This is a genomic window from Gordonia sp. GN26 (assembly GCF_054823965.1).
Window position 1 is genome coordinate 1 of record NZ_JSYC01000069.1, and the last position, 15,197, is coordinate 15,197.

Below are 15,197 nucleotides of genomic sequence, written 5' to 3' on the forward strand. Positions count from 1 at the left end.
GGCCTACTCGGCCGGCGGGGGTGGCTCGGCCGGCGGGATTCAGATGTTGGAGTCCAGGGACGGGAACCCGTCGGGCAGTTCGGCGGCCGGCGCGTCGCCGAACGTCCCCGTCTTCACGTCCAGGCCGTGCGTGTAGGCGGCCATCGAGATTGAACCGGCCGCATGCCCGTCAACGAGCAGATCGAGCGGCGACTCCTGCGCGAGACCGGCGATGTAGAGCAGCGGCAGGTAGTGGTCCGGCGTCGGTACCGAGTTGTCGAAGTCGGGGTGCCCGTCGAGACTCAGGACGTCAGAGGGGTTGTCCTGCAGCACTTCACGGGCTGCGTCGTCGAACCGGTGGGCCCAGTCGTAGCCGGAGTCGGCCTTGGCGAAATCGATCGCGTGCAGGTTGTGGACGATGTTGCCGCTGCCGATGATCAGCACCCCCTGCTCACGTAGCGGCGCCAGCTTGCGGCCCAGCTCGTAGTGATGCTCGAAGTCCTTGAAGGCGTTGAGCGACAGCTGCAGAACCGGGATCGAGGCGTCGGGGAAGGTGTGCACGAGGACCGACCAGGTCCCGTGATCGATGCCCCAGCTGTCCAGGTCGTGGCCGCACCACGTGGGTTTGACGACGTCGGAGACCATCTCGGCGACCTCGGGGTCACCGGGCGCGGGGTACTGGACGTCGAAGAGGTCCTGCGGGAATCCATAGAAGTCGTGGATGGTGCGCGGGCGTGGCATCGCCGTCACCGCCGTTGCGTTGGTGTACCAGTGCGCCGAGATCACCAGGATCGCCCGCGGCTTCGGGACCGCCTGCCCCAGTGCTCGCCATGCCTCGGTGTACTTGTTGCGCTCGAGTGCGTTCATCGGGTTGCCGTGTCCGATGAACGCGGCCGGCATGATCGGCTGGGTGGTGGTCATGGTGGCCGCCTCGGGTCGTGCTGGTCGGGTCAGAAGATGACGGTACGCCGCGTTTGCGTGCCGAATCCGCCGGATCCGACTCGCGACGACGACCCATGTCGGACGCTGACCGTATGGCAAAGCGCTGGTCGACGATCGTGGTGATGCTGATGGTCGCGGTACTCGCGGCGTGTGGCTCTGGTGGATCGGGGCCTGCCGAATCCTCCGGCGCCTCGTCGGCCCCAGAGAAAGCTGCGGCGATCGAGCGGATCGTCGAGGAGTTGAAAGCGTCGAAACACCTGAAAGCGGTGATCGTCCGCGTGACCGATGACGGCGACGAGGTGATCACCAAGGCGTACGGCGAATCGCAGACCGGTGTCCCGGCCACGCCCGACATGCACTTCCGCAACGGCGCCGTCGCCATCGCGTACGTGGCCGCGGTACTGCTGCAGTTGGTCGACGAGGACAAGGTGTCCCTCGACGACACCATCGGGAAGTGGGTCCCGCAGATCCCGCACGCCGACGAGGTCACGCTGGGGCAACTCGCGACGATGACCTCCGGGTATCAGGACTATGTCCTCGGCAACGACGCCTTCGAGACGACCGAGCTCACCAACCCGTTCAAGGCGTGGACCACGGACGAGATGCTGTCCTACGCGGTGGACAAGCCCCTGCTGTACAGGCCCGGCACGAACTGGAACTACGCCCACACCAACTACGTCATCCTGGGCCTCGCGCTGGAGAAGATCACCGGTGAACCCGTCGAAGAGCTGCTCCGCGAACGGATCTCGAAGCCGCTGGGACTCGAGAACACCGTGTCGGCTCTGACCGCGACCATCCCCGAGCCCGCCCTGCACGCATACTCCTCCGAACGCCGAGGGTTCCTGAACCTGCCGCCGGACACACCGTTCTACGAGGAGACCACCGGGTGGAACCCGTCGTGGAGCATCACCCACGGGGCCATCCAGACCTCGAACATCTACGACGTCGAGGCGACCGGGCGCAAGCTCTTCGCCGGTGAGACGCTGTCGAAGGAGTCCTACGAGACGATGACCTCGACCCGGCTCCGCGGTGTCGCCCGCCCGCTGTACGGCTGCGCGACGTGCCTGGAGATGAGCGAACGTTACACCTACGGCATGGGCGTGGTCCTGACCGGCGACTGGATCGTCCAGAACCCGCTGTTCAACGGGTACGCCGCCGTGGTCGGGTACCTGCCCGAGGAGAAGGTGTCCATCGCGGTCGCGGTGACCTACGAAGCAGAGGCGTTCGGTCCCGACGGCTCCTACGACAACGGTGGCAACCCGATCTTCTCGCGGATCGCGGCGCTCATGGCGCCCGATCACGCGCCGCCGATCCCGCGGAACTAGAGCGCGGGCGGCACAGTGCCTAGGGTGGGGTGCATGGTCGACCGCCACTCCGACGACGATCTACGGGTCGGGAACCCCGAACGCGAACGCGCGATCGCGCTGTTGAACGACGCGTTCACCTCCGGCTATCTGGAGATCGTCGAGTTCGAAGACCGGTCCGGGCTGGTGTACACGGCCAAGACCCGCCGCGAACTCCGCGCCGTACTGGAGGATCTCCCCAGCGCCGCGAAGCTGTTCCCCGAACTCCCCGCCGTCACACCGTCCGGGCCCGCTGCCGAGCCGCTCCACCTCGACGCGGATTGGAGCGAGGTCCGGCGAAAGGGGGTGTGGGAGGTTCCCTCCTCGATCCTTGCGACAGCCTCGGTGGGTACGGTCGAGCTGGACTTCACCGCAGCGAGATTCACCGGACCCTCGACGTCGGTGCAACTACAGGTGTCGGTGTCGACGGTGAAGCTGAAGCTCGGGCCGGAACACGAGGTGCGGTACTCCGATCTCCACCTGTCCGGATGGTCGAAGGTCAAGGACAAGGCGGGAGCCCCCACGCGTCCCGGGGGAGCGGTCATCGAGCTGATCGGATCGGCCTCGGGAACGAGCTCCGTCGTCATCCGCCGTACCTGAACGAAACCCGAAGGGTGGACTTGCACTCACGCTGAACTCAAGGGTGTCGCCGACCCTGCCCCGGTTCGTAGCGTCGGCCCCGTGGCCGACCAGACCCTGAGCATCAGCGCGCCCGGAGCGCGAGTGCCCACCGAATCCGATTCCGCGAATTCGACATCCGCGCAGACGAAGACGAAGAACCGTCGACGGCACACGGTTGTCCGGGCCCTGTCGCCGGTCGCCGTCCTCCTGTTGTGGCAGGTGGGCAGTGCACTCGGCATCATCCCGCAGGACAGGTTGCCCGCGCCGTCGCTGATCGCCGAGGCGGGGTGGGAGGTGCTCGCCAACGGTCATCTCCTCGACGCCATCGCCGCATCCGCGCAGCGTGTCGCCGTCGGTCTCGCGATCGGAGTCGCCGTCGGCGTCGGACTCGGTCTCCTCGTCGGGTTGAGCCGGTACGCCGACTCGATCGTCGACCCCAACATGCAGGCCATCCGGGCGTTACCGCTGTTCGGCCTGATCCCGCTGTTCATCCTCTGGTTCGGGATCGGGGAGATGCCCAAGGTGCTGCTCGTCGCCCTCGGTGCACTCTTCCCGCTCTACCTCAACACTTCCGCCGCCATCCGGCAGATCGACCCTCGACTCGTGGAAACCGCACGCGTGCTGGGATTCTCGCGGATCACCACCATTCGCGACCTCGTCATCCCGGGAGCGATGCCGCAGATCCTGGTCGGCCTCCGTCAGGCGCTCGCGATCGCCTGGCTCAGTCTCATCGTCGCCGAACAGATCGCCGCCACCTCCGGACTCGGTTACCTGATCAACAACGCCCGCGACTTCCTGCGCACCGACATCATCTTCTTCGGCCTGATCGTCTATGCCGCACTGGGTCTGATCACCGATGCCGTCGTTCGCGCACTCGAGCGCTACACCACCCGATACCAGAACCGTTGACATGCAACGCGCTACCCCGACGAGAACCATCCCGAGCAGGGGAGGGTCACCCATGACCGCCATCGCCACCCGCGACCTCGAGGTCACCGTGCCCACCGCGCGCGACGACGTCCGCGCGTACGCCGCCGAAGTCGAGAACGCCAGTCTCGGTTACGGCGACAACCTGGTCCTGCGAGACGTGACGCTGCGCGTCGGCGCGCACGAGATCGTTGCGCTCATCGGACGCAGCGGCAGCGGTAAATCGACTCTGTTGCGCTTGCTCGCAGGGTTGTCGCAGACCGAATCCGGAACCGTGCGCACCGCGGGCTTCCCGGCGGTCTCGTTCCAGGAACCGCGTCTGTTCCCGTGGCGCACCGTGTTGCAGAACGTCGTGTTCGGACTCGTCCGAGAGAAGGTCGGCAAGTCCGAGGCCAGGGAACGCGCCCGCCGAACCCTCGACGAGGTCGGCCTGACCGACAAGACCGGTGCCTGGCCCGCGCAACTGTCCGGTGGGCAGGCACAACGTGTGTCCCTCGCCCGTGCTTTGGTCGCACGTCCACAGCTCTTGCTGCTCGACGAACCGTTCGGTGCGCTCGACGCCCTGACCCGCCGCACCATGCACGAACTGCTGATCTCGCTGTGGCGCCACAACCGATTCGGCGCTCTGCTCGTCACCCACGACGTCGACGAAGCGCTCCGACTCGCCGACCGGGTCGTCGTGCTGGCCGACGGCCGGATCGTCGAGGACATCGCGGTCCCCGACCCCCGCGGCGGCGCCACCGGAAACGACTCCGATGACGCCGTCGACCCGCAGATCCCGCGGCTGCGTGCCGAACTCCTCACCGCCCTCGGTGTCGCCGACGCCGCCCGCTGACCACCGCTTGATTCCGGTTCGTCCACGTTCCACCCACACCGAAAGCGCCGCAACACCTATGAGAATCGCCGACGTTCCCGCTCGCCCGTCCCGCACCCCGTCGTCTCGACGGAGGGTGCTCGCGGCCGTACTGGCCACGGCTGCACTGACACTGGGGCTCGCCGGCTGCGTGCAGCGTGACGACACCGCGGACTCGATCGCCGACGAGACCGTCGAGGTGTCGTCACTGCAGGACCTGACCCTGCACGTCGGCGACCAGAAGGGCGGCACCGCAGCGCTTCTGCGAGCGTCCGGTGAGCTCGAGAAGCTGCCGTTCGAGGTCGAGTTCTCCACCTTCACCTCGGGGCCGCCGCAGATCGAGGCGGCCACCGCGGGCAAGATCGACTTCGCCGTCACCGGCAACACCCCGCCCATCTTCGGCGCGGGGTCGAACGCGAAGGTCAAGGTGGTGGCCGGCTTCGCGAACAACGCGAGCGGTGACGCCATCCTGATCCCCGGCAACTCGACCCTCACCTCGGTAGCCGACCTCGCCGGGAAGAAGGTGGCCGTCGCCAAGGGCAGCTCGGCACACGGGCACCTGCTGCTCCAGCTCAACAAGGCGAATCTGACCCTCGGCCCCGGCAAGGACGTCGAACCGGTGTTCCTGCAACCAGCGGATGCGCTGTCCGCCTTCACCTCCGGCAACGTCGACGCCTGGGCCATCTGGGATCCCTACACCGCGATCGTGCAACTCGACAACAACCCCAAGACCCTGGTGACCGCCGAAGGTGTCTCCAACGGTTACGGATTCGGCATCGCCGGTGACCAGGCGCTCGCCGATCCGCGCCGCAACACCGCCATTCGTGAACTGGTCGCCGGCATCGCGCGTGCCGGCAACTGGGCCAAGGCCAACCCCGATGCGTGGGCCGAGAAGTACTCCGCCGAGATCGGTATCGACCCGAGGGCCGGAAAGATCGCCCAGGGTCGAAGCCTGCGTCCGGCGATCGCGCTGGACGACAGCGTTGTCGAATCGCAGCAGACGCTCGCCGACGCCTTCGCCGCGTCGGGTCAACTACAGGGAGAGGTCACCTTCGCCGACTTCGTCGACAACCGCTACGACGATGCGCTGACGGAGTACTTCTCCACCCCGGCCTCCTGACCGGGCCGTTTTGATTCATCCGGCACGACCCACCCGTCTGGAAGGGAAGTCTGATCGATGAGCCATTTCCACTGGTTCCTGCCCACCGCCGGTGACAGCCGCGGGATCGTCGGGGCATCACATGCCTCGGCCACCAAGCGTCATCCACCCGGTTACCGCGCACCGGAGCTGCCGTACCTGATCGACGTCGCGCGTACGGCCGACCGGCTCGGCTACGAGAGCGTGCTGACCCCGACCGGCACCTGGTGCGAGGACGCCTGGCTCACCACCGCGGCGGCGATCAACCACACCGAGAACCTGTCGTTCCTCGTCGCGTTCCGGCCGGGACTGATCTCGCCGACGCTTGCGGCCCAGCAGACCGCCACCCTGCAGCGCTTCTCCGGTGGCCGGGTGGCGGTGAACATCGTGACCGGAGGCGACGAGGTGGAACAGCGCAGGTTCGGCGACTGGGTCGACCACGACCGCCGTTATTCACGCACCGACGAGTTCCTGCAGATCGTCGAACGCCTCTGGGCCGGTGAGGCCGTCGACTTCGACGGCGAGTTCTACAAGATCGCCGGGGCGTTCCTGCCCGACCCGCCCGAGACGAAGCCCCAGATCTTCTTCGGCGGGTCCTCGGACCCGGCGCTGAGTGTCGCGGCCGCCCGCGCCGAGGTGTATCTGACGTGGGGTGAACCGCCGGTGGTGGCGGGGGACAAGATCGGCGAGGTCGCTCGCCGCGCTGCCGCGCGGGGCCGGACGCTGGAATACGGTGTGCGCTTGCACGTCATCGCCCGGGAGACGTCCGAGGAGGCGTGGCGGGTCGCCGACGCCCTACTGGCAGGGATCAGCGACGAGGAGGTCGCGACGGCGTTCGCACTGCACTCGGGCTCGGACTCGACAGGTCAGCGCCGGATGGCCGAACTCCACGGCGGTCGCCGCGATGCCCTCGAGATCCACCCCGGACTCTGGGCCGGGGTCGGGTTGATCCGTGGGGGAGCGGGCACGGCGCTCGTCGGCAGTTATGACGAGGTCGCCGCGCTGATCGGTGAGTACGAGGCGCAGGGCTTCGACCACTTCATCCTGTCGGGTTACCCGCACATCGAGGAGGCCCACTGGTTCGCTGAGGGCGTCCTTCCCGTTCTGCGTGAAAGGGTGAACGCACTGGCGTGACCTCCGGCGTCGTGGCGGCGGGATGAATCCGGAGGCGGCGTGCCACGATATTCGTCATGATCCTCGCCGAGTCCGCGACGACCGACACCTCGGTGATCGTGTCGCTGTTCTGGATCGTCCTGATCGCCGCGGTGAGCCCGCTGCTGTCGAGGCTGTCCCGCGGGTACGTTCCCGACGCCGTTCTACTGCTGGTGTTCGGCATCGTCATCGGTCCCCACGCTCTCGACTGGGCCGACCGCACGGGTATCGACATGCTCAGCCAGCTCGGTCTGGGGATGCTGTTCCTCCTCGCCGGCTACGAACTCGACCCGAAGCTGCTGAGCGGTAGGTCCGGTCGCGTCGCCCAGTTGTCCTGGGTGGTGAGTCTGCTCATCGCCTGGGGATCGGTGGTCCTGGTCGCCACGACATTCGCATTGGGGCTGAGCGAGGCCGGCTTCACCGCCCGCATCGCGATCGCGATCACCCTCACCTCGACCGCCCTCGGTACGTTGCTGCCCATTCTGAAACAAGCGGGTATGGCCGACACCCGGCTCGGGCGTGCGGTGATGGCGCATGGCGCCGTCGGCGAACTCGGTCCGGTGTTCGCGATGTCGCTGCTGCTGACCAGCCGGAGTTTCGGTGGCGCGGTGATCGTGCTGGTGCTCTTCGTCCTGGCCGCACTCCTGATAGCCGCTGCCCCGCAACGCATCCTCGCGCGTATTCCCGGCATCGGCCGGGCCATCGGCGAGATGGCCGGAGGCACGGTGCAGCTGCCGGTGCGCGTCGTCGTCCTGCTGCTCGTCTCACTCATGACGGTGGCCGCGGTCTTCGATCTCGACGTCGTGCTCGGTGCCTTCGCCGCGGGACTGATCCTCCGCCGGCTCATCGGGCCCGAGCACCCGCATGTCGGTAAGTCGCTGGAGGTCATCGGGTTCGGCGTGCTCATCCCGATCTTCTTCGTCACCTCCGGCATGAACATCGACGTGTCGGCGGTGGCTTCCAAGCCGGGGACCTGGGTGGTCCTGGTGCTGGCCATCGCGATCGCCCGCGGCGTCCCGGTCTGGCTCAGCGCGCGCTACCTCGACGACGGTCACTTCCTGAGTCACCCGCGCGAGCGGACTCAGCTGGCTCTGTTCGCCGCGACCGGTCTACCGATCATCGTGGCGGTCACCGAGGTCGCGGTGTCCTCGGAGCTCATCTCCGACGCCCTCGCCTCCACCCTGGTCGCGGCCGGTGCGACGACGGTCCTGTTGTTCCCCCTCGCCGCCCGGCTCATCGGGAAGTCCACTCCAGCAAGCGTTCCGACGACCACGTCGTGACGATCCGGTCCGGGTCGATGTCATGCTCCACGGCACGACGCGCACCCAGGACCTTGAACTCGAGCTGCCCGGGTGCATGAGCATCGGAGTCGATCGCGAACAGGCAGCCGGCCTCGATCGCGATCTCGATGAGCTCATCGGGCGGGTCCACGCGTTCGGGACGCGAATTGATCTCCACGATCGTGTCGTTCGCCGCGCACGCCTCGAACACGGCACGGGCGTCGAAGGTCGACGGGGGCCGGTGGCCGCGCCCGCTCAACACCCGACGGCCGGTGCAGTGCCCGAGGACGTGGACGCGCGGGTCGGAGACCGCGTTGACCAGACGGGTCGTCATCGCATCGTGGTCCATCCGCAGATGTGAATGTACCGAGGCCGTCACGATGTCGAGGCGCTCGATCATCTCGTCCGACTGATCGAGTGCACCGTCGTCGAGAATGTCGATCTCGATGCCACGCAACAGGCGAAAATCGTTTTCCTGCTGACTGTTCCATTCGTCGATCGCCTCGATCTGCGAAGTCAGTCGTTCGGCGCTCAACCCGTTGGCGACGGTCAACCGGGGTGAGTGGTCGGTGATGGCCAGCCACTCATGGCCCATGGCCTGTGCGGCCGAGGCCATCTCGTCGATGGGTGCCCCGCCGTCGCTCCATTCGGTGTGCGCGTGGAGATCTCCGACGACGGCGGTGACCATTTCGGCGGCGTCTCCCGGCGGGTAGGCCGGGTCCTCGTCCTGCAGCCGGGCGAGATAGTCCGGGACCGCGCCGTCGACGGCCTGTCCGATGACGGCCGCCGTCGTCTTGCCGATCCCTTTCACCGTGGTGAGGGTTCGGCCCGACGCCCGGCCCTGCAGGTCGTCGGGAGAGAGTCGTGCGGCGGCCTGGGCGGCGCGTCGGAACGCCTCCACCCGGTAGCTGCTCTCCCGCCGCTGTTCGAGGAGCCAGGAGATCCGGGCCAGCGCCTCCACCGGGTCGACCGGTGCGGCGAGCGGTTCGAGCGGCTTCATGGTTGCACCTCGCAGACGACAACCGCCCGGCGCACGAGTGCGGCCGGGCGGTGGTTCGGTACGGGCGAGGAAATCCTCACGCGCGACCGGTCAGTGTGCGGCCTCGAAGGCCTCGATGATGCTCTGCGGGATACGGCCGCGGTCGCTGAGTTCGTAACCCTCCCGAATCGCCCATTCGCGGATGGCCTTGGTGGTCTCCTTGTTGCGCCCGCCGCCGGTGGCTGCGGTGGTGGCCGTCGCACGCTTGGCCACCCGGCCGGTCTGGCGCGAGATGTCGAGGTACTTCGAGAGCGAATCACGGAATTGCTGAGCGTGCTTCGACGAAGTGTCGAACTCGTAATTCTTGCCGTCGAGTGACCATCGAACAGTTTCGTACTGATCCAAGACCTTGCCGTCGAGATCGTCGATGACCTGAACGATTTCCTTCTTCGCCATGAAACGCTTTCCCCTCGATTTGTGTCATGCGACCAACTCGGCCGTGGGAGGTCTATTAAACCTTATCCACCCCGTTTTGATCTATTCTTTCGGTGCACAGCTTAGACCCGAACTATGAGTAGCCGCTGAGAACCCCCGCCTAGACCCTAAAGTATCGAAAAGGCTCAGGGAAGTCGGGGCGCGAGAATTCTTAGGAAGTGGGCACTGTGCTGCTGTTGGATGTCCGCGGTCGGGGTGTCTCGGTCCGCGTGGGCGCCCGAGATGTCCGAGTCGACGACGTGACCGTCGTCGCTCCCCGGGCTGATTCGTCGGATTCTTCGGGGGAGAGAGCCACCAAGGACTCGGGTGCACGATCAGCGGCATAGATGGTCCGGTATCCGCTGTCGGTCACCGAGAATCCCGCTTTCGAACGCGATTCGAGACAGAACAGCCCGACTGTCTCCACGAGACAGGAGAATCGGGAAATGGAAATCGTGTGCCCGTAGTCGACTATTGATGAGCGAAAGAGAACCGGATAGCGATTGGTGCAGGCGCCACGCTGCGGGCCGTCTGAACTGAGGATTGCGTAATCGGGCGCCCAGTCGCAGGAGGCCGGCTCCGACGGCGGACGGGTGCGTCGCGTCGCGGGCCCGGAGTCGGCGCCGTCGTTGATACGGCAGGCCAGCGACGACCTCCCGTTGGTGCCCGTCGAACAATTGACCGATCGATCGGGAGTGGAGAAATGGAAGCCCGACGAGTCCTGTATCGGTGAATCGGGAGTGACCGAACCCTGATGAAAGCGCGAATTGTCGACGCGGGGAGCCATCGCCACGACTCGGCCAATTGTCCAATCGGGAAGATTCGGTGCCGTGTCCTCACCCGTGGTGGTTGTTGTCGATGCAGACTCGACCTCGGTGAGGGTCGACAGTTCGTCGGTCGGCGGAATGACGATTCGTGAAGGCGCCGTGTCGGTGGGTAACGAACATCCCGCAACGGTGACGATTGTCGCGGTGATCACGATCGCGAACGAAGCGCAGATCATGCGACCGAAATGAACCGGATGACGGCGGGGGACGGGTACGGGCCGCCGTGATCGATTTCCGTACCCTTGCATTGTGTCGACCCCCAAGATCGTTCTGTTCTACGTCTTCGTCCCGCTGCCCGATCCGGAAGCCATTCGGTTGTGGCAGCTGTCGGTCTGCGAGTCGCTCGGGTTGCGGGGCAGGATCATCGTGTCACGACACGGAATCAACAGCACCGTCGGTGGCGACATCGCCGCGGTCAAACGCTACGTCAGAGCGACCCGTTCGTACCCCGGGTTCGCCGACGCGGACATCAAATGGTCGGACGGCACCGGCGACGATTTCCCGCGCCTGAGTGTGAAGGTGCGTCCGGAGATCGTGACGTTCGGAGTTCCCGACGAGATCGTCGTCGACGAGAACGGCGTGGTCGGCGGGGGTACCCGCCTGACGCCCGAAGAGGTACACCAGCTCGTCGACGAACGCGGCGACGAGGTGGTCTTCTTCGACGGCCGCAACGAGATCGAGGCGCAGGTCGGTCGGTTCGACGGTGCCGTGGTCACCAAGGCGCAGACCACCCGCGACTTCATCCCGCTGATCGAGAGCGGTGCCTACGACCACCTCAAAGACCGTCCGGTGGTCACCTACTGCACCGGAGGCGTGCGGTGCGAGGTCCTCAGCACGGTGATGCGCAACCGCGGGTTCAACGAGGTCTACCAGCTCGACGGCGGCATCGTCCGCTACGGCGAGCGCTACCGCGACGACGGGCTCTGGCGAGGATCGCTCTACGTCTTCGACAACCGCATGAGCACCGAGTTCTCCGATAACGCCGAGCTGCTCGGGCAGTGCGTCGAATGTGGCGCATCGACGAACAACGTGGCGAACCATCCCGATCGCGAGGGCCGGGACCTCGCGGTGATCTGCCCGGCATGCCTGGGGTGAACGCGTCCCGATCGGCTCGGCCGCCGGTTCCGGTGATCGTCGTCGCCGGGTTCCTCGGGTCGGGCAAGACCACGCTGCTCAATCATCTGCTGCGCACCGCGGGGGCCACCGGCACGAGGCTGGGTGTACTGGTCAACGACTTCGGCGCGGTCAACATCGACGCTCTGCTGGTGTCCGCACAGGCCGACGGCGCCGTGAGCCTCAGCAACGGGTGCATGTGCTGCACGGTCGACGCAGACGGCCTCGCCGATGCGCTGACCTCCCTCGTCCGGCCGAGCGCGAAGATCGACGCGATCGTCATCGAGGCCAGCGGGATCGCCGAACCCAAGTCGCTCATCCGGATGGTCACCGCGGTGGCGGATCCCCGGGTCCGCTACGGCGGTCTCGTCTACGTCGTCGACGCGGCGCACATCCACTCGCTGCGCGAGGAACATCCAGAGGTCGACGCGCACATGGCGATTGCCGACCTCATCCTGGTCAACAAGACCGACCTGATCTCCGAGACCGACCTGCGGGCAGTCGAAGAGATTGTCGCCCAGCTGAATCCGACCGCAGCAGCGCTCGTGACGCAAGAGGCTCGAGTCGACCCCGCGCTGCTGTTCGACATCGGGGAGGCAACCGCCGACGACGAACCGCGAAGCGGCCAACTGACTCTCGACGAGCTGCTTCTCGAGGAGCACGACCACGCCGACCACCAGCACCTGCACGCCGGCTACGAGGCGGTCACCTTCCGCAGCGACGAACCCCTCGACCCGCGTCGACTCGCACGCTTCCTGGAGCGGCCGCCGAGCGGCTGCTTCCGGATCAAGGGCATCGTGCACTTCGACCTGCCGCGGTACCGGCAGAAGTTCGTCGTCCACGGGGTGGGCGGTTTCGTCCGGGTCGAGCGCGAGCCGTGGGGACCGGAGACGCCGTCGACCGAACTCGTCGCCATCGGTCGCGGCCTCGACCCCGACGCGGTGCACGCCGAGCTGCAGGCGGCGATCGCGCGACCGGAGGACGCGGAGGACGAACACGGCATCCTCAGTGTCCTGCGACACGTGCCCGCCTGAGGCGTCGCCCCGGGGGCGACACGTGTGTCGTGGATCACGCGACACGCCGAGTGGGATGTCACATCTGGCTAACGAAATCTGAAAGGTCCAGGTCTTTCATTTCGCAAACTCCGCGAACCCTGTTTCACTGTTAAGTCTGTTACCAGTGTGACCCATGGTGTCTAACGGGAGGAGTGAGGCGGATGATCGGTGCTGAAAAGCGTGGTCGTCGCCTCGAAACGCCGATGTTCCAGAAGATGATGAAGAAGCGCATGATGACGACCGCCTTCGCCGTGACGGCGGTGGCGTCGACCGTGATGGCGACCAACCTGGTGGTGGCACCGGCGCAGGCCGCGCCCGCCCGCGGGGCCGCACTTGCGGGGAAGACGATCTTCCTGGACCCGGGCCACCAGGCCAGCGCTGCCGGCCGCAGCCTCAACGCGCAGGTGCCCGACGGGCGCGGCGGCAAGAAGGACTGCCAGACGACCGGCGCCACCGGGGTGAACGGTGCGCGGGAGCACACCGTCAACTGGCAGATCAGCCAGCTGGTCAAGGCTGGGCTGGAAAGCCAGGGGGCTCGCGTCGTGCTCAGCCGGCCCGATGACCGTGGCTGGGGCGGTTGCGTGGACGAGCGCGCGGCTGCGGCGAGCCGTTCCGGGGCAGCGGTGGCGGTGAGCCTGCACGCCGATTCGACGAGCCGCGGAGCAGACAGCGCCAAGAAGGGCTTCCACATGATCGTGCCGTCGCTGCCGATCCCGGATCCCACCGTCCACCGCGTGCAGTCGGGTGAGGGCCGCAAGGCGTCGAACGTCATGCGCGATTCCTTCCTCGCCGCGGGCTTCCCGTCGGCCAATTACGCCGGCGTCAGCAACGGCGTTCAGACCCGTCCCGACATCGCCGCGGTCAACCTGACCAAGGTGCCCGCGGTCTTCATCGAGATGGGCAACCTGTCCAATCCCGCCGAGGCGGCCGCCCTGGCTGGACGCGACGGCCAGCTGAAGTACGCGATGGCCATCACCGACGGCATCCTGAAGTACGTCAACGGCAGCGCGGCCACCGGTGCCGCACCCGCACCATCGGTGCCGCTGGCCGACGACGCCAGTGGGCTGTCCGTGGTGATCCCGTTCGTCCAGCAACTGCTCGCCACCGAGGAGCCCGAAGCCGTCGTGCAGCTGCTGGCGACCCAGGGCCAGGACGTGTCAGCGCAGGTCCTCAAGGCGATGTTGACGATTCTGTACGGCCTGTTCGACGGGAAGCTGCCGATCGGCTGAGTCCGCCCGCCTCCGGCGACTAACCTCGGCCCCATGGGCATTCGAGATCTCCTGGTGATGGACACTCCGGTGCCGTCGTTACGAGGACGCAAGGTACTGATCACCGGCGCGGCGAGCGGGATCGGGCGCGCGACCGCCAAAGCGGCGGCGGCGCAAGGCGCCGAGCTCGTGCTGACCGATCTGCACGCCGACCAGCTCGACGAGGTGGTCGCCGAGATCCTCCGCGCCGACGGCACCGTGCTCTATCACGTCGCCGGCGACGTCTCCGACTACGACTGGGTGGCCAACTTCGCGCGGCAGGTCGACGCCGAGGTCGGGGTGATGGACGTCGTGATGAACATCGCCGGGATCTCGGCGTGGGGCACGGTCGAGAACCTCGAGCACCGGCACTGGCGGTCGCTGGTCGACGTCAACCTGATGGGCCCGATCCACATCATCGAATGCTTTGTGCCGCAGATGGTCCGACGCGGCGCCGGCGGTCACCTCGTCAACGTCTCGTCGGCCGCCGGACTGCTCGCGCTGCCGTGGCACGCCGCCTACAGCGCGAGCAAGTTCGGGATTCGCGGCGTCTCCGAAGTGCTCCGATTCGATCTGCGGCGCCACCACATCGGGGTGTCGCTGGTGTGTCCGGGCGGGGTGGACACACCGCTGGTCGACACCGTCGAGATCGTCGGCGTCGACCGTACTGATCCGCGAGTCAAGGCCGCCATCAACAACTTCCACAAGGTCGCGGTGTCGCCGGAGACGGCGGCCGCGGCGATCCTCAAGGGCATCCGCAAGAACCGCTTCATGGTCTACACCTCCTTCGACATCCGATTCGGCTACTGGTGGGCGCGGAAGTTCGCGCTGCCCTACGAGATCGTTATGCGGGTGGCCAACGACCGGTTCGACAAACTCGCACGGATCAGCGGTACGAAGCTCGAGGAACGGGCGCGCGACCACCATTCGACGCAGTGAGCCGCGTCTTCCGTAAAACGCTGCGGGTCAGCGGTCCGCCGGGAGGTCATCCCGACTTCTTCGCCGCCGAGGCGGCCGGTCTGCGCTGGCTCGCCGACGCCGGGGCGCCGGTCGCGAAGGTGCTGGCCGTGAGCGAGGACGCCATCGAACTCGAGAAGCTCGACACGGCCCGTCCCGACCGTGACGCGGCCCGCGCGTTCGGCGCGGCGTTGGCGAGGATGCACGACGCCGGCGCGCCGCGGTTCGGTTCGCCGCCGACCGGCTTCGACGGCCAGTTGTTCATCGGGCGACGCCCGCTGAGTTCCGTCGAATACGACTCGTGGGGAGA

At 66.8% G+C, this 15,197-nt stretch carries 15 protein-coding genes and 1 pseudogene; 13 read left to right on the top strand and 3 right to left on the bottom strand.

Annotation, left to right across the window (positions count from 1 at the left end; translation table 11 throughout):
- Window positions 1–39 precede the first annotated feature (39 nt).
- A complete protein-coding gene (ygiD, locus tag OK17_RS15175; RefSeq protein WP_454771249.1) occupies window positions 40–879 on the bottom strand; it encodes a 4,5-DOPA-extradiol-dioxygenase in 840 nt (279 codons plus the stop codon).
- A gap of 134 nt (window positions 880–1,013) precedes the next feature.
- Here ygiD and OK17_RS15180 point away from each other — a divergent pair, with 134 nt between their 5' ends.
- The 7 genes from OK17_RS15180 to OK17_RS15210 all read left to right on the top strand — a co-directional run bounded on the left by OK17_RS15180 (window position 1,014) and on the right by OK17_RS15210 (window position 8,235).
- Entirely contained in the window at window positions 1,014–2,246 is a 1,233-nt protein-coding gene (locus OK17_RS15180; protein WP_154884832.1) for a serine hydrolase domain-containing protein, read from the top strand.
- Between the two features lie 33 nt (window positions 2,247–2,279).
- Window positions 2,280–2,864, top strand: coding sequence for a DUF1707 SHOCT-like domain-containing protein (locus tag OK17_RS15185; RefSeq protein WP_232717556.1), 585 nt, complete (start codon window positions 2,280–2,282; stop codon window positions 2,862–2,864).
- 81 nt (window positions 2,865–2,945) lie between these two features.
- Window positions 2,946–3,794, top strand: a complete 849-nt coding sequence (locus tag OK17_RS15190; protein ID WP_232717557.1) for an ABC transporter permease — start codon at window positions 2,946–2,948, stop codon at window positions 3,792–3,794.
- Window positions 3,795–3,846: 52 nt separating this feature from the next.
- A complete protein-coding gene (locus OK17_RS15195) occupies window positions 3,847–4,647 on the top strand; it encodes an ABC transporter ATP-binding protein (RefSeq protein ID WP_232717558.1) in 801 nt (266 codons plus the stop codon).
- A gap of 58 nt (window positions 4,648–4,705) precedes the next feature.
- A complete protein-coding gene (locus tag OK17_RS15200) occupies window positions 4,706–5,785 on the top strand; it encodes an ABC transporter substrate-binding protein (protein WP_461417945.1) in 1,080 nt (359 codons plus the stop codon).
- A 57-nt stretch (window positions 5,786–5,842) separates the two neighbouring features.
- A complete protein-coding gene (locus OK17_RS15205; RefSeq protein WP_461417946.1) occupies window positions 5,843–6,937 on the top strand; it encodes an LLM class flavin-dependent oxidoreductase in 1,095 nt (364 codons plus the stop codon).
- Between the two features lie 56 nt (window positions 6,938–6,993).
- A complete protein-coding gene (locus OK17_RS15210) occupies window positions 6,994–8,235 on the top strand; it encodes a cation:proton antiporter (RefSeq protein WP_461417947.1) in 1,242 nt (413 codons plus the stop codon).
- On the opposite strand, the gene OK17_RS15215 is transcribed toward OK17_RS15210, so the two are convergent.
- Together OK17_RS15215 and OK17_RS15220 are read right to left on the bottom strand one after the other, a co-directional pair.
- Window positions 8,189–9,235, bottom strand: a complete 1,047-nt coding sequence (locus tag OK17_RS15215) for a PHP domain-containing protein (protein ID WP_461417948.1) — start codon at window positions 9,233–9,235, stop codon at window positions 8,189–8,191. The two genes, OK17_RS15210 and OK17_RS15215, sit on opposite strands and share 47 nt — an antisense overlap.
- A gap of 90 nt (window positions 9,236–9,325) precedes the next feature.
- Window positions 9,326–9,670: a histone-like nucleoid-structuring protein Lsr2 gene (locus tag OK17_RS15220; RefSeq protein ID WP_006865540.1), complete on the bottom strand. Its 345-nt coding sequence runs from the start codon at window positions 9,668–9,670 to the stop codon at window positions 9,326–9,328.
- Window positions 9,671–10,518: 848 nt separating this feature from the next.
- Here OK17_RS15220 and OK17_RS15225 point away from each other — a divergent pair.
- From OK17_RS15225 to OK17_RS15250, 6 genes and pseudogenes are all read left to right on the top strand, one after another.
- Complete coding sequence (locus tag OK17_RS15225) at window positions 10,519–10,704, top strand: hypothetical protein (protein WP_232717563.1); 186 nt, start codon at window positions 10,519–10,521, stop codon at window positions 10,702–10,704.
- A 60-nt stretch (window positions 10,705–10,764) separates the two neighbouring features.
- Window positions 10,765–11,610, top strand: coding sequence for an oxygen-dependent tRNA uridine(34) hydroxylase TrhO (gene trhO, locus OK17_RS15230; RefSeq protein ID WP_232717564.1), 846 nt, complete (start codon window positions 10,765–10,767; stop codon window positions 11,608–11,610).
- Window positions 11,598–12,662, top strand: coding sequence for a CobW family GTP-binding protein (locus OK17_RS15235; RefSeq protein WP_461417949.1), 1,065 nt, complete (start codon window positions 11,598–11,600; stop codon window positions 12,660–12,662). The genes trhO and OK17_RS15235 overlap by 13 nt, the downstream gene beginning before the upstream one ends.
- Before the next feature lie 239 nt (window positions 12,663–12,901).
- Window positions 12,902–13,912, top strand: a complete 1,011-nt coding sequence (locus OK17_RS15240) for an N-acetylmuramoyl-L-alanine amidase (RefSeq protein WP_461417951.1) — start codon at window positions 12,902–12,904, stop codon at window positions 13,910–13,912.
- Between the two features lie 33 nt (window positions 13,913–13,945).
- Entirely contained in the window at window positions 13,946–14,869 is a 924-nt protein-coding gene (locus OK17_RS15245; RefSeq protein WP_461417950.1) for an SDR family oxidoreductase, read from the top strand.
- Window positions 14,866–15,197 (top strand): annotated as a pseudogene (locus tag OK17_RS15250) (fructosamine kinase family protein); the annotation flags it as partial. The gene OK17_RS15245 and the pseudogene OK17_RS15250, both read left to right, overlap by 4 nt.

What these genes read in the sequence shown, in the direction of transcription:
- OK17_RS15180 (WP_154884832.1), top strand. Translation starts at nt 1,014, where the DNA reads ATGGCAAAGCGCTGGTCGACGATCGTGGTGATGCTGATGGTCGCGGTA.
- OK17_RS15235 (WP_461417949.1), top strand. Translation starts at nt 11,598, where the DNA reads ATGCCTGGGGTGAACGCGTCCCGATCGGCTCGGCCGCCGGTTCCGGTG.
- OK17_RS15210 (WP_461417947.1), top strand. Translation starts at nt 6,994, where the DNA reads ATGATCCTCGCCGAGTCCGCGACGACCGACACCTCGGTGATCGTGTCG.
- OK17_RS15200 (WP_461417945.1), top strand. Translation starts at nt 4,706, where the DNA reads ATGAGAATCGCCGACGTTCCCGCTCGCCCGTCCCGCACCCCGTCGTCT.
- OK17_RS15220 (WP_006865540.1), bottom strand. Translation starts at nt 9,670, where the DNA reads ATGGCGAAGAAGGAAATCGTTCAGGTCATCGACGATCTCGACGGCAAG.
- ygiD (WP_454771249.1), bottom strand. Translation starts at nt 879, where the DNA reads ATGCCGGCCGCGTTCATCGGACACGGCAACCCGATGAACGCACTCGAG.
- OK17_RS15195 (WP_232717558.1), top strand. Translation starts at nt 3,847, where the DNA reads ATGACCGCCATCGCCACCCGCGACCTCGAGGTCACCGTGCCCACCGCG.
- OK17_RS15215 (WP_461417948.1), bottom strand. Translation starts at nt 9,235, where the DNA reads ATGAAGCCGCTCGAACCGCTCGCCGCACCGGTCGACCCGGTGGAGGCG.
- OK17_RS15205 (WP_461417946.1), top strand. Translation starts at nt 5,843, where the DNA reads ATGAGCCATTTCCACTGGTTCCTGCCCACCGCCGGTGACAGCCGCGGG.
- OK17_RS15245 (WP_461417950.1), top strand. Translation starts at nt 13,946, where the DNA reads ATGGGCATTCGAGATCTCCTGGTGATGGACACTCCGGTGCCGTCGTTA.
- OK17_RS15240 (WP_461417951.1), top strand. Translation starts at nt 12,902, where the DNA reads ATGAAGAAGCGCATGATGACGACCGCCTTCGCCGTGACGGCGGTGGCG.
- OK17_RS15185 (WP_232717556.1), top strand. Translation starts at nt 2,280, where the DNA reads ATGGTCGACCGCCACTCCGACGACGATCTACGGGTCGGGAACCCCGAA.